The organism is Halovalidus salilacus (genome assembly GCF_031852275.1).
In the GTDB taxonomy this organism is placed as follows: domain Archaea; phylum Halobacteriota; class Halobacteria; order Halobacteriales; family Natrialbaceae; genus Halovalidus; species Halovalidus salilacus.
Genome location: NZ_CP134700.1, coordinates 456,106 through 469,702, shown reverse-complemented (window position 1 = coordinate 469,702; position 13,597 = coordinate 456,106). Strand labels below are relative to the sequence as shown.

At 68.8% G+C, this 13,597-nt stretch carries 12 protein-coding genes; 10 read left to right on the top strand and 2 right to left on the bottom strand.

The annotated features are described in order from the left end of the window. Window positions 1-28 precede the first annotated feature (28 nt). The 7 genes from RJT68_RS02365 to RJT68_RS02335 all read left to right on the top strand — a co-directional run bounded on the left by RJT68_RS02365 (window position 29) and on the right by RJT68_RS02335 (window position 9,482). Entirely contained in the window at window positions 29-436 is a 408-nt protein-coding gene (locus RJT68_RS02365; protein WP_407038781.1) for an Hsp20/alpha crystallin family protein, read from the top strand. A 6-nt stretch (window positions 437-442) separates the two neighbouring features. Beyond that, window positions 443-2,158: an ABC1 kinase family protein gene (locus RJT68_RS02360; protein WP_407040303.1), complete on the top strand. Its 1,716-nt coding sequence runs from the start codon at window positions 443-445 to the stop codon at window positions 2,156-2,158. Window positions 2,159-2,317: 159 nt separating this feature from the next. Further along, complete coding sequence (locus RJT68_RS02355) at window positions 2,318-4,030, top strand: asparagine synthase-related protein (RefSeq protein ID WP_407038780.1); 1,713 nt, start codon at window positions 2,318-2,320, stop codon at window positions 4,028-4,030. Between the two features lie 79 nt (window positions 4,031-4,109). Further along, window positions 4,110-5,180, top strand: coding sequence for an enolase-like domain-containing protein (locus tag RJT68_RS02350; RefSeq protein ID WP_407038779.1), 1,071 nt, complete (start codon window positions 4,110-4,112; stop codon window positions 5,178-5,180). A gap of 241 nt (window positions 5,181-5,421) precedes the next feature. After that, the gene (locus tag RJT68_RS02345; RefSeq protein WP_407038778.1) at window positions 5,422-5,796 is read left to right on the top strand and encodes a translation initiation factor IF-5A; all 375 of its coding nucleotides are present in this window, start codon (window positions 5,422-5,424) and stop codon (window positions 5,794-5,796) included. A 5-nt stretch (window positions 5,797-5,801) separates the two neighbouring features. Next, window positions 5,802-6,689 (top strand): agmatinase, encoded by an 888-nt coding sequence (gene speB, locus RJT68_RS02340; RefSeq protein ID WP_407038777.1) that lies wholly within the window; start codon window positions 5,802-5,804, stop codon window positions 6,687-6,689. Window positions 6,690-7,004: 315 nt separating this feature from the next. Then, entirely contained in the window at window positions 7,005-9,482 is a 2,478-nt protein-coding gene (locus RJT68_RS02335) for a cbb3-type cytochrome c oxidase subunit I (RefSeq protein WP_407038776.1), read from the top strand. A 54-nt stretch (window positions 9,483-9,536) separates the two neighbouring features. Here the strand turns inward: RJT68_RS02335 and RJT68_RS02330 are convergent, their stop codons facing one another. Together RJT68_RS02330 and RJT68_RS02325 are read right to left on the bottom strand one after the other, a co-directional pair. Then, window positions 9,537-10,454, bottom strand: coding sequence for an acetamidase/formamidase family protein (locus RJT68_RS02330; RefSeq protein ID WP_407038775.1), 918 nt, complete (start codon window positions 10,452-10,454; stop codon window positions 9,537-9,539). 50 nt (window positions 10,455-10,504) lie between these two features. After that, complete coding sequence (locus RJT68_RS02325) at window positions 10,505-10,804, bottom strand: DUF6432 family protein (RefSeq protein WP_407038774.1); 300 nt, start codon at window positions 10,802-10,804, stop codon at window positions 10,505-10,507. A 136-nt stretch (window positions 10,805-10,940) separates the two neighbouring features. Here RJT68_RS02325 and RJT68_RS02320 point away from each other — a divergent pair, with 136 nt between their 5' ends. The 3 genes from RJT68_RS02320 to ygfZ all read left to right on the top strand — a co-directional run bounded on the left by RJT68_RS02320 (window position 10,941) and on the right by ygfZ (window position 13,545). Continuing rightward, entirely contained in the window at window positions 10,941-11,741 is an 801-nt protein-coding gene (locus RJT68_RS02320; protein WP_407038773.1) for a DUF7093 family protein, read from the top strand. Window positions 11,742-11,911: 170 nt separating this feature from the next. Next, window positions 11,912-12,298, top strand: a complete 387-nt coding sequence (locus RJT68_RS02315) for a DUF5611 family protein (protein WP_407038772.1) — start codon at window positions 11,912-11,914, stop codon at window positions 12,296-12,298. Window positions 12,299-12,447: 149 nt separating this feature from the next. Beyond that, complete coding sequence (gene ygfZ, locus RJT68_RS02310; RefSeq protein ID WP_407038771.1) at window positions 12,448-13,545, top strand: CAF17-like 4Fe-4S cluster assembly/insertion protein YgfZ; 1,098 nt, start codon at window positions 12,448-12,450, stop codon at window positions 13,543-13,545. The last annotated feature ends 52 nt before the right edge of the window (window positions 13,546-13,597 follow it).

Below are 13,597 nucleotides of genomic sequence, written 5' to 3'. Positions count from 1 at the left end.
TTTCGTATCCGCGTGCGAACGGACGGACATGTCTGCGCTCCGCGACGCGTTGCGGGACCTCTCCGGCGACGTCTTCTTCGATCTGCTCGAGAGCGACGACGCTTACCTGCTCGTCCTCGACGTCCCCGGAGCCACCGGGGAGACGACCGACGTCTCGGTGGAGAACGGCCGGATCGAGGTCGAGGCCCGCCGGGCGAAGGACGTCGGCGACTACCGCTACCTCGAGGAGAATCGATCGCTGTTCCTCGAGGTCGACCTCCCCCTCCCCTCGGACGCGAGCGAGACCGGCGTCGAGACGGCGGTCGAACGCGGCGTGCTCGAGGTGACCATGCCCAAGCGCGGCGACGGCGAGACGACCATCGACATCGTCGACGGGGGAAGCGAGGGCGGCGACGACGCGGGAACCGACGACGCCGGGGACGCCGAACCGAGGTGACGCAGTCTGGCTTCCCTCCGCGCGTACCGGCGATTCGTCGTCGTCGCGTGGCACTTCCTCCCGCTGCTGCTCGCCTACGCCCGCGACCGGCGGCGCTTCCTCCTCTTCGGCCGACCGCGCCGGGTCGAGCCCGAAACCCACCGCGAGCGTGCCGAGGTCCTCCTCGAGTCGTTGTTGACCCTCGGCCCGACGTTCATCAAGCTCGGCCAGCTGCTCTCGACCCGGCCGGACGTCCTCCCCCCCGAGTACATCGAGGTGCTCTCGGCGCTGCAGGACGAGGTGCCGCCGGCCGAGTGGGCGGGGGCGAAGGCGGTGCTCGAGGCCGAACTCGGCCCCGTCGACGAGCGGTTCGTCGAGTTCGAGACGGACGCGATAAGCGGGGCGAGCCTGGGACAGGTCTACCGGGCGCGCGTCGACGCCTCCGACGAGGACGACGGCGGTGACGTTGGCCTGGGCGGAGACGGCGGGGGGACGCTCGAGGTGGCCGTCAAGGTCCGTCGGCCGGGCATCGAGGATCTGGTCGAGGTCGACCTCCGGGTGATCCGGTGGTCGCTGCCGATCCTGATGCGTTTCGTCGACGAGTCGCGGGCGTTCTCGCTCGAGAACCTCGCCGACGAATTCGCGCGGACGATCCGCGAGGAGATGGACTACGAACGGGAGGCGGAGATGCTCGAGGAGATCCGGGCGAACTTCGCGGGCGACGACCGGTATCGGATCCCCGCCGTGGTCGAGAGCCACTCGGGGCCGCGCGTGCTCACGATGGAGTACGTTCGCGGGACGAAGATCACCGACCTTGAGACGCTCGACCGACGCGGGATCGACCGGGGGCGCGTCGCCGAGAACCTCGTTCGCGCGTACTTCCAGATGATCGTCGACGACGGGGTGTTCCACGCCGACCCCCACCCCGGAAACCTCGCGGTCACCGACGAGGGGCGGATCGTCTTCTACGACTTCGGAATGTCCGGCCGGGTCGACGAGTTCACCCGGTCGAAGATCGTCGACTTCTACATCGCGGTGGCGAACCAGGACATCGACGGCATCCTCGACGCGCTGGTCGAGATCGGCACCCTGAGCCCGGACGCCGACCGCGCGGTGATGGCCGAGGTGATGGAACTCGCCATCCGGGACGCCCGCGGCGAGGAGATCGAACAGTACCGGGTCAACCAGATCGTCGGCCAGATCGAGGATTCGATCTACGAGTTTCCGTTTCGGCTGCCGAAGAACCTCGCGCTCGTCCTCCGGGTCGCGACCGTCGTCGAGGGCGTCTGCGTCACCCTCGACCCGGAGTTCGACTTCATCGCCACCGCGACCGACTACCTGACCGAACAGGGCTACCGCGAGGAGTCGGTGCGCCAGTACCTCGAGGAGTCCGCGACGCAACTGCGCCGGACCGGCGAGTCGCTCACCCGGATCGCCCCGAAAGCCGAGCGGACGCTCGATCGGATCGACCGCGAGGACTTCTACGTCCGCATCGGGGTCGAGGACTCGGCGGACGTCTTCGAGACGCTCGCCAAGCGCATCGTCTACGGTATGTTGCTGACGATGTCGCTCTTCTCGACCGGCGTCCTCTACGCCCTCGAGGCGCCGGAGCTGTCGATCGTCGCCGGGATCTTCTCGCTCGTCGTCACGGTCCTGCTCTACCGGTCGTTCCGGGAGCGCCGCGGGCTTCGGGCGACCCCCCAGTTCACGCGACAGAACCTTCGACGCCGTCGGCGGAAGTGACGCGGGGTAGACCGGGCGTCGACCCGAGACGCCGGAAGTGACGGGGTTCGGCGGGCCGACTCGATCCGGCGAAGAGGTGACAAGTATCGTCCCGTGATAGTCAGCTCTCGATCGGTACGCGTTCCATAACAATGTCGAATATTCCCCTCGTCGGGAACGATGACGACAGCACTGGTCGCGAACCCGAACGCCGAGGTCGTCACCCGCGCCGGCCGGCGGTGGGTCCTGTTCGGGACGCACCGCCGGGAACTGCGAGCGGAGATCGACCGCGGCGCCGACTTCGAGGCGGTCAGAGCCCGTCACGCCTCGCTCCCCGGCGAGGGGACGATCGTCGTCCTCTCGGCGCGCGCGGACGAGCCGACGGTGCGCGCCCACCGCGGGATCACGTCGGCCTACGAGGCGTTTTACTGCCTCGACTCGAGCGGCGAGGCGGTCGTGACCGACCTGTTTCGCGACGCCCTCGCCCGGCTCGATCCCGACGACCGGACGGTTCCGGATCGGGCGAAGGCCGACCACCTGCTCTACCGGACGACGCCGATCGACTCCTACGTCGATCGGATCCACCGGCTCGGCCACGGCGAGACGCTCGCCTGGACACCCGGCGAGACGACGCCGCGGACGGAGTTGACCGAGACCCTGGCGCCCGAATCGGTCCTGAGCCCCGAGACCGCCCACGAGCGCCTCGACGAAGCGCTGTCGGCGGCCTGCGCCCCGATCGCGGGGGATTCCACGCTCATGCTCTCGGGCGGGGTCGACTCGACCGTTCTCGCGACCTATCTCGGGGAGGAAACCGAGAGCGTTACCGGCTCCTGGGACACGCCGGAACTCGAGTTCGAGCGGGAGTACGCCGACCGGGCGAACGAACTGCTCGAGACGGACCGCGAGCTCGTCGAGATGCGCGAGTCGGAGTACCGCGAGCGCCTCGAGGCGGCCGTCGACGCCCTGGGGATGCCGCCCCACCAGCTCCAGACGCCGACGTTCGACGGGATCTACCGCGCGCTGGACGACGAGACGCTGGTGAGCGGGCAGGTCGCCGACGCCGTCTTCGGCCTCGGCGGCTCGCTCGAGGTCGGTCGGACGGTCTGGAAGACGCGCCACCTGGGGTTCGTGCCGGCCGTCGCCGAGAAACTGCGGCGCCACCACGAGGTCCTCGAGACCCTCAGACGACACCCGTCCGACCCCGACGGGATGGGGCTCCAGTACGCCGTGTACACGGACGTTTCGGCGGTGATCGACGCGATCGGGCGGCGGGAGTACGAGCGCCGACAGCGCGAGCGCTACGAGTACGCGATGGACCGCGTCGGTCGCGCGACCGGCGACCCGTACGCCCAGCACGTGCACGTCGGCCAGTGGGTGGACTACTTCTGCGAGGACGCCGTGACCGTCTGGCGCCAGGCCGGTCTCGCCCGCGGCACGGAGATGTACACGCCGTTCGCCGGAAAGGCGATCGCCGAACTCGCCCTCGGCCTGCCCTCGCCCGAGCGCTACGTCCGCGACGGCGAGCCCAAACACGTCCCCAAGCGGCTGCTCGGGGAACACTACCCCGAGTACGACCGGAGCAAGCCGAAGGGCAACGGGAACTTCCCGGCCGAGCGCTTCCTCGCGACGGGGCCGCTCGAATCGATCTTCGACGAGTACGAGGTGCCCGCGTTCGCCCCGGACGTCGACGGCCCGATCGTCGACCGCTCGCCCGGCCTGGCGTGGAACCTCGCCGGCTACGCCGTCTGGCGCGACCGCGTGCTCCGATCGGACGACCTCGAGGTCGCGCCCCACACCCGGGCCGTGTCGATGCCGCCGGCTCCCGCGCGGGCCTCGTCGTCGACCGCCTCGCGGAACGACCGCGGCCTCCCGGACGAGGGCGCCTCCGGCTGAGGGTACCCCCTCGATCCCACCGGCCGCTGGCGACGCGTCCCCTCCGAGGCTCTTTGCGTTCGGAGACCGTACGGGCGGTATGGAGACGGAGTACGACCGGATCGCGGACCTCTCGCTGTCGATCGCGTCGATCTCGCCCGAGCGCCGCGAGCGCGAAACCTCGAGCGGCTTCACGCGAGTGACGACCGAGTTCGCCCTGTCGGGGCCGTCGGAGGGGGGAGAACCGGCGACGGGACGCGGTGAGGACGTCACCTACGAGGCCGACGACCACGACCGCCTGGCAGAGACGGGACTTCCCGATCTGGCCGGCGAGTACACCCTCGAGTCCTTCTCGAGCCGGCTCGAGGCGGTCGACCTGTTCCCCGGCGGGGCGCCCGACCGCGACGCGTTTCGAAACTACCGGCGGTGGGGCCTCGAGAGCGCCGCCCTCGACCTCGCGCTCCGGCAGGCCGGGACGGACCTCGCGAGCGCGCTCGACCGATCGTTCGACCCCGTTCGATTCGTCGCGAGCACCCGGTTGGGCGACCCGCCGACGACCGACCGCCTCGAGCGCCTGCGCGAGCGGGTGCCGGCCCTCGAGTTCAAACTGGACCCGACGCTCGAGTGGGACGAACCCCTGGTCGACGAGGTGGCGGCGACGGACGCGGTTCGCATCCTCGACCTGAAGGGGCGGTACGAGGGGACCGAGGTCGACTCGCCCGCCGATCCCGACCTGTACGAACTCGTGCTCGAGTCGTTTCCGGAGGCGATCATCGAGGACCCCGCGCTGACCGAGGAGACGGAGCCGCTGTTCGACGATTCCGAGGTCCGGGATCGGGTCTCGTGGGACGCGCCGATCCACGGCCTCGAGGACGTCGAGTCCCTGCCGTGGGAGCCCCGCTGGCTCAACGTCAAACCGTCGCGGTTCGGCTCGCTCGAGTCGCTGCTCAAGACGATCGCCCACTGCGAGGAGCGCGGCATCCGAACGTACGGCGGCGGCCAGTTCGAACTCGGCGTCGGCCGCGGACAGATCCAGGCCCTGGCCTCGCTGTTCTACCCGGACGGGCCGAACGACGCGGCGCCGGGCGTCTACAACGATCCCGACGTGGGCGAGGGGTTGCCCGAGAGCCCCCTCGAGCCGCCGGCCGAACCGACGGGATTTCGGTGGTGATCGCGGCGGGCTGGGGCGTCAACCGCGGCGCCGTCGAACGGGACGTCGCGGACGCCGGTGTCGGCTAGTACGACGAGCGCTCGAAAATCGCTCCGACCGACCGGCGACCTGCGGCCGGGTTCGAATTCGAGCTCCCGTTTCCGTTCTCTCGGCTTCCCTTTCCGTTCGGATCGCAGCGCCCTCGAGCGCTCGGCTCGCGGATTCCAATCAGTTTATGCCGTTCGATTGATTACGCCGGGGTATGGCGAAAGAACAGCGAGAAGTTCGCGACCTCCAGGAAGGTGGCTACGTCATGATCGACGACGCGGCGTGTAAGATCAACTCCTACTCGACGGCGAAGCCGGGCAAACACGGCAGCGCCAAGGCCCGCATCGAGGCCCGCGGCGTCTTCGACGACAAGAAGCGGTCGCTCTCACAGCCGGTCGACGCGAAGATCTGGGTCCCGATCATCGACCGCAAGCAGGGGCAGGTCGTCTCCACCGACGGCGACGACATGCAGGTCATGGACCTCGACACCTACGAGACGTTCACGATGCGCATCCCCGACGACGTCGACGCCTCCCCCGACGACAACATCGAGTACCTCGAGCTGGAAGGCCAACGGAAGATCGTCTGATCGAGATGTTCCCCGGGGCGACCGGTTACCGTGAGGAAGCGGCCACCGCGGACGGCCTCCCGCCCGAGGCCGAACGCGAGGACGCGAACTTCGTGGTCGTCGGTGCGCCCCTGGACGCCACGACGACCTTCGAGCCGGGGACGAGGTTCGGTCCCCGGCGCGTGCGACTTTTTGCGGAACCCTTCGACGATTACGACCGACGGACCGATCAGCGCTTCACGGACCTCGGCGTCCGCGACGCCGGCGACGTCCGCCCGTGGGACGACGTCGCGGCGTACCTCGAGTTCCTCGAGGGAACGATCAGGGACGTCGTCTGGGACGAGGCGGTCCCGCTGGTACTGGGCGGGGAGCACACCGTCTCGCTCGCGGGCGTCCGCGCGGTCGACCCCGAGGTGTTCGTCTGCCTCGACGCCCACCTCGACTGCTACGAGGCCTTCGACGGCAACCCGCTCAGCCACGCCTGCGTCACGCGGCGGGTCCTCGAGCGCGAGTCCGTCGAGGAGGCGATCCTCCTCGGCGTCAGGACCGGGAGCGAAGCGGAGTGGGAGCGGGCCGGGGCCGACGACGTGACCGTCGTCCCGCCCGAAGAGGTGGCCGACTTCGACGTCGCGGCCCGGGTCGGGGGTCGCGAGGCGTACCTGAGCGTCGACGTCGACGCGGCGGACCCGGCGTACGCGCCGGGGACCGGGACGATGGAGCCGTTCGGCCTCGAGCCCCGCGAGCTACGGGACGTCGTCCGCGCCGTCGCGCCGGCGGCGACGGGGTTCGACGCGGTCGAGGTGAACGACCGCGACGACGGGCAGACGGCCGCGCTCGCCGCCAAACTCGTCCGCGAGTTCGTCTTCTCCCGTGCCGCCGCGTCGGACGCCGACGCCTCCGCTCGAACGGAATAAGAAGGGCCTGCACTTGCACGGCCCACGTTCTTTGAAAATTCGGGCCAGAGAAACCTGTGACATGGGCCCCATCTCGGTCGTCGAAGCGCGCGCGCGAGCCGTCGGTGAGTCCCACCGGACGCCGCCGAGAGAACCCGACGCGAACCCGACGTTCGCGAAGGCAGGTCCGGGCCCCGCCGGCGCGACGATACCGGCGGCGGTGACGGAATCGGCTGACGCCGGAAGAGCGTCCGTGCGGGACGAATCGAAGGCGCTGGGGCGAATACCGACGAGCGCGAACGCGAACGCGGATCGCCGACGGCGGAGGGTCGACCGATGAGCGGGGACCTTCCGCCGCGCAGTTCAGTCAAGCGCTGGCTCGTCACGACGAACCACAAGGACGTCGGGATCCTTTACCTCGTCACCGCGGTCTTCTTCCTCATCCTGGGCGGCGTCCTCGCGGTGCTGTTCCGTGTCCACCTCTGGGAATCCGGCGGGACCGGATTGCTCGACGGGACTCAGTACAACCGGGCGGTAACGGTCCACGGCCTCCTGATGGTCTTCTGGTTCATCTCGCCGTTCGCCCTCGGCTTCGGCAACTACATCGTTCCGCTCCAGCTGGGGGCCAAGGATCTGGCGTTCCCCCGGCTGAACGCGCTGAGCTACTGGTTCTACCTCTTCTCCGGGCTCCTGGTGATCGCCTCGTTCTTCCTCGGCGGGGCGTGGGAGGGCGGCTGGTACATGTACGCTCCCCTGAACGTTCCGGAGTACAACCCGGCCATGCCGGCGACGAGAGGGGGCGACATGACCATCCTCGCGATCATGCTGTTCACGATGTCGGTCACGATCGGCTCCGTGAACTTCCTCACGACGATTCACCACTTCCGCGCCGAGGGGATGGGCCTGTGGAACATGCCGCTGTTCACGTGGTCGATCCTGCTGACCATCTGGATGATGCTGTTCGCCTTCGCGGCGCTGCTGGCCGCCCTCTTCCTGCTGGCGAGCGACCGAATCCTCCTCACGCAGTACTTCGCCTCCGAGGGCGGCTCGAGCCTGTTGTGGGGCCACCTCTTCTGGTTCTTCGGCCATCCGGAGGTGTACATCGTCTTCTTCCCCGCCCTGGGGGTCATGTTCGAGACGTTCCAGACGTTCTCCGGCCGCCGGCTGGTCGGCCGCAAGTGGGTCATCATCGCGATGGTCCTCGTGGCCATCCAGTCGTTCCTCGTCTGGATGCACCACATGTTCCTGACGACCATCAACCTCGAGGTGAAGACGCTGTTCATGGCGACGAGCATCGGCATCTCGCTGCCGTTCGACCTGATGGTCTTCGCGCTCATCTACACGCTGGTCAAGGGACACGTCCGCTTCACGACGCCGTTCCTGTTCTCGCTGGGCGCGCTCGTGCTGTTCATCATCGGCGGCATCACCGGGGTCTTCCTCGGCGCGGTCGTCCTCGACTACGAGTTCCGCGGCACCTACTGGGTCGTCGCCCACTTCCACTACGTGATGGTCGCCGGGGCGACCGCCCTGATCGGCGCGATCTACTACTGGTGGCCGAAGATCACCGGCAAGATGTACTCCGAGACGCTCGGTAAACTCCACTTCGCGGCGTACTTTATCGGGTTCAACCTGCTCTATTTCCCGATGTTCGTCGCCTGGGAGACGCCGCGGCGCGTCTTCGACTACGGGGAGTACCTCGAGCCCTGGCACAAGGTTGCGACCGTCGGCGGGATCATCCTCGCCGCGTCGTACTTCATCATGTTCTACGCGCTGGCGAAGAGCTACGTCTCGGGGCCCGACGCGCCCGACAACCCGTGGGCGTTCTCCAGGACGGCCGAGTGGGCGACGTCGTCGCCGCCGCCGCTCGACAACTGGACCGGCCGTCCGTCCTACGCCAGCGGCCGCCTCGAGTTCGTCGACGAGCGGGCCGCGGACGGCGGCGTCGAGACGGCGACCGACGGGGCCGGCGCGGGAGCGGCGGCGGAGGCCGAGACCGCTCGACAGGCGAACGCCCACGACGATCACGCGGATCACGCCAGCCCGTGGCCCGTCGCGATCGGCCTGGGGATGTTCGTGCTGTTCTTGGGGCTGTCGGAGATGGACTCGTACGTGGAGTCGATGCACCCCGAGATCGAGGGGTCGCCGGACGTCACGGCGCTCGTGATCACGCTGCTCGGCGTCGCCGTCCTCGGCGTCGCCCTGTTCGGCCTCGGCCGCGAGCGGTTCGAGGCGCCGACGATGCCGATCGCCGAGCGCTGGCCGTTCGAGGGCGTCGACACGACCAAACTCGGCGTCTGGTTCTTCATCGCCTCGGACGTCGTCGTCTTCGGCGCCATCATCGGGGCGTACCTCTTCATGCGGATCTACTTCGGCTGGGGCGAGTTCGAGACGGTCCCGCCGTCGGCGACGATCGGCCTGATCAACACGTACGTTCTGCTCACCTCGAGTTTCACGGTCATCCTGGCGCTCGTGATGGCCGAACGGGAGAACAAGCGAGGCCTGCTCGCGTCGATGGCGGCGACGCTGTTGCTGGGGCTCACCTTCCTCGGCATCAAGGCCTACGAGTGGGGCTACGAGTTCTCCCAGGGCATCTTCTGGTACGAGGAGCTACAGTACTCGATGTACTTCGTGACGACCGGCATGCACGCCCTGCACGTCACGCTGGGGCTGTTGATCGCCGGCTTCATGATCTACCGGATCGTCTCGATCGACGCCTACCTCGCCGATCACCGGCCGGTCGAGTACTTCGGGATCTACTGGCACTTCGTCGACATCGTGTGGGTCGTCCTCTTCCCGCTGTTCTACCTCATGTGAGCGGTCGGCCCGCGTCGGGCCGACCGCTCGCGGACCCGTTTCGGCCTCGAGCCGTCAGCCGCGAAGCGGATCCGAAAGGTACGCCTTCGGCACCGCGTTCCGGACCGTCACCAGCGGGTCGACCACCTGGCTGATCTCGAGTCCGCCGACGAGGCTCGAGAACAGGTAGGCGTCCGTCTCGTCGAAGCCGTGCTCGGCCGACAGCAGCCCCATCGCGTCCCGGTTGGCGAGTTCGCAGGCCTCCTCTAGCGTCTCGGCGCTGACGATCGGCTTCCAGGCGTCGGGGGTCTCGACGAGCGGGCGCTCGAGGTCGATCGCGGGGTCGTCGATCACCTCGAGGCTGACGTCGATCTCGGTGGCGATCTCGGACCCTGTGCCGCACATCTCGCCGTCGGCCATCGCGGCCTTGCAGTCGCCCATCGCGAGCATCGCGCCCTCCCGGAAGACGGGGAAGTAGGCGACGTTTCCGGCGGACATATCGGTGGTGTCGAGGTTGCCGCCGTGGTCGTGGGGGACGAGCGTGGTGTACGACTCCGGTTCGGGCGCGACCCCGATCGTGCCGATGACGGGGTCGATCGGCACCTCGAGGCCGTCGAAGCGGATCGTTTCGCCGTCGTCGTCGACCGGCGTCATCCGCGTTCGCGGGGCCTCCACGTCCTCGTGGCCGTCGAGCAACCCGAAGCCCTCGATGGTGATCACTCGGCCGCGGTCCTCCGCGACGCGGACGTCCTCGATTTCGACCCGGAGGACGTCGCCCGGTTCGGCCCCCTCGACCGCGATCGGGCCCGTCGCGGCGTTGACCTCCTCGGGGACCGCCTCGATCACGTCGGCCTCGGCTTGCACCGCACCGTCGAGGCTGTCCCGCGTCTCGACAGTCAGTTCGGCCCCGTCCGCGACCGTCGCGATCGGCTCGAGGTCGGGGTGGAACTCGTAGATCGCGCCGTCGTCGTGCGAGACGATCTCGCGAACCATACCGAAACGATCGGCGGTGGGCGCCATAAATCGACGCGATTGGAGGCGCGTCAGAAGGGGAACCGATCGCGCAGCCAGTCTCCGATCGACCGATCGTCGTCCTCGTCGACCGGTTCGTCCGGGACGACCCGATCGGCCGGCTTGATCACCGTCTCGCTGACGCCGGAGTCGACGATGATCAGGTCGTCCTCCTTCAGGGTCGCGAGCGCGTCCTCGAGGTCGTCGATCTCCACGGCGACGGCCGCGCGAAGTTCGAAGACCGTCATGCCGTCCTCGGCGCGGTTGACGAGCGCGTCGAGTACCGCAACTTCGGTCCGGCGCCGATCCCGGTACTCCGACTTCGCTCTCATCTACGTCCGTCTTCGACGACCTGGGATTTGACGTTTGTCGTTATCAGTCGAGCCCGCGGCGGCAGTCCCCGCGGCGGACCGCCGGCGCGGGCACGGGCAGTACGTTTTTTATGGTGTCGATCGGTACGGTGGGACAATGGTCCTGCGATGTTCGCTGCTCGGTCACGACTACGGGGAACCCGAGGTCGAACGCGAGCGCGAAGAACGGGGCAGTGAAGTCGTCATCGTCGAGCGCGAGTACGAGGAGTGTACCCGGTGTGGCGACAGGCACGTCATCACCGAGAACACCGAAGTGACGAGCATCAGCCAGCGAACGGCGTCTTCACCAACCCACGAACCCGAATCCGAGTCCGATCAGGAACCGTCCGCCTACGAACCCGAGGACGACGCCGAGTTCATCGACGCCGACGCGGCCGGCGCCGACCCCGCCGGCCCCGCGAGGGCGGAAGGCGGTGCCGACGCGGTCGAGGCCGACGCCGAGAGCGTCCCCACCGCCGACGACGGCGAGGCGATCGTCGACGACGGGGTGATCCTCGAGGACGACGAGGAGCCCGACGAGCGCCGACGCGACCGCGCGCGCGGCGAGTGGCCCGAGCCGGAGGAAGTCGGTCAGCCGACGGAAGCCCGGGCGGAACCGACCGCCTGGCCCGACGTCGACCCCGCCGACGACCGGGCGGGCGAACTCGAGTCGAACGGGGCCGTCCTCGAGTCGCAAGCCGAATCGGACGCGGACGGGGGACGAGGCGCGCCGGACACCGGCATGGCGCGGGCCGATCCCGCGCCGGTTCCGGGCGAAGCGGGCGCCTCAGACGGGGTTCCGACGGAGTTCTACTGCCCCGGCTGCGAGTTCGTCTCGCCCGGCGACCGGGGCTCGCTCCGACCCGGCGACATCTGCCCGGAGTGTCGCAAGGGCTACCTGAGCGAACGGCCGCGCTGAGTCCGGACGAGCGACTCGCGCCTCGAGTGCGACCCGTCGGGGCCGATCGCTGGGCGACCGACGACCCTCGGCGACCCCCGGATAACCTCGGTTATCCCGCCCCCGTCGGGGGGTTTCGGCCGCCAGCAGCGATGAAAAGAGGTAAACACTCCCCCGTGTATCTCCAATCCATGAAGGAGTACAAGATGCGTCGTGGCGAGCACCTCGAGGATCGCATTCCCGACATGGAAGCCACGGTCGAGGAGTACTTCGGACCGATCACCGGCACGGAAGAGCACAAGGGAAGCGACCTCTACGTCATCGGTGAACCCGACAACCCCGTATTCGAGCGCATCGTCGTCGGTGCCGTGAAGTACTCCGGCAAGAAGGACAAACTCGGCGTCGAGTTCCACGAGCGCGACCCGACCGAACTCGGACCGGACGAACTCGAGGCGGCCGCCGACGCCGTCAACGCCAAGAACGAGTTCCTCCTCGAGGCGACGGGCCGGAACGCCAAGGCGCGTCGCGACTCGCTCAAGCGATCGGTCGAGGACGATCCGGACCACGACGTCAACTGAAGAACCGCGGCCGTCCGACCGTCTGTTCTCTCGTTTCGCGGACTTCGACGGGCGCGAGAGAGACGTCGCCGCGCGCCGATCCGCGAATCGTCCGGCGGTACGGTACCGGTATCGAAACGCCTGATAGCCCCAGGCCCCTTCGGAGAGGTATGAGCGTCATCGAGTCGTTGCACGCGGACCACGGTGCAACCTTCGGCGAGCGGGCGGGTCGGACGGTCGTCGAACACTACGGTCGGCCCGAGCGGACCCACCTCGCCGTCCGCAACGGCGTCGGTCTGCTCGAGGCGGCCTACGGCGTGATCGTGATCGAGGGCGACGACCGCCTCGAGTACGTCGATAACGTCGTCTCGAACCGGGTGCCGGCCGAGGACGGTCTGGGGTGTTACGCGCTCGTGCTCGACCCGCAGGGCGGCATCGAGCGCGAACTGTACGTCTACAACGCCGGGGAGCGTCTGCTGTTGTTCACGCCGCCGGATCACGCCGAGGACCTGGCCGACGACTGGTCGGGGAAGGTGTTCATCCAGGACGTCGAGATCCGGGTGGCGACCGACGACTACGCGATCTTCGACGTCCACGGCCCGCAGGCGACCGAGAAGGTCGCGAGCGTGCTCGCCGGCCCAGGAACCCCGGACGAGCACTACTCGTTCGTCCGCGGATCGATCGCCGACGCCGGGGTGACCGTGATCCGCACCGACGCGCTCGCGGGCGAGGAGAGCTACGAGGTCGTCTGCGGGATCGACGACGCCGACGACGTCTTCGACGCCCTCCTCACGCAGGGGATGAACGCCGCCCCCTTCGGCTACCGGACGTGGGACACCCTGACCCTCGAGGCCGGCACGCCGCTGTTCGAGACCGAACTCGAGGGACGGATCCCGAACGTCCTCGGCCTCCGGAACGCGGTCGACTTCGAGAAGGGGTGTTTCGTCGGACAGGAGGTCGTCTCCCGCGTCGAGAACCGGGGCCAGCCGAGTTCGCGGCTGATCGGCCTGGCGCTCGCGGCGGATCTCGAGTGCGTCCCCTCCTCCGGCGCGGCCGTCTTCGACGGCGATGCGGCGGTCGGCGAGGTGACCCGGGGAGCCGAGAGTCCCTCCCTCGAGCGCCCCCTCGCGCTCGCGGCGGTCGACTACGGCCTCGAGGCCGACGAGGTGACGGTCCGCGTCGGCGGCGAGGAGGTGCCCGCGACGGTGACCGACCTCCCGTTCGTCGAGGGGTCGGACCGGTCGGATCGCCTGCCCGAGAACCGGTAGGGCCGGCGATGCGAGGGCCGGAAGGCGCCGGCCTCGCCCTCAAGGACGGCGG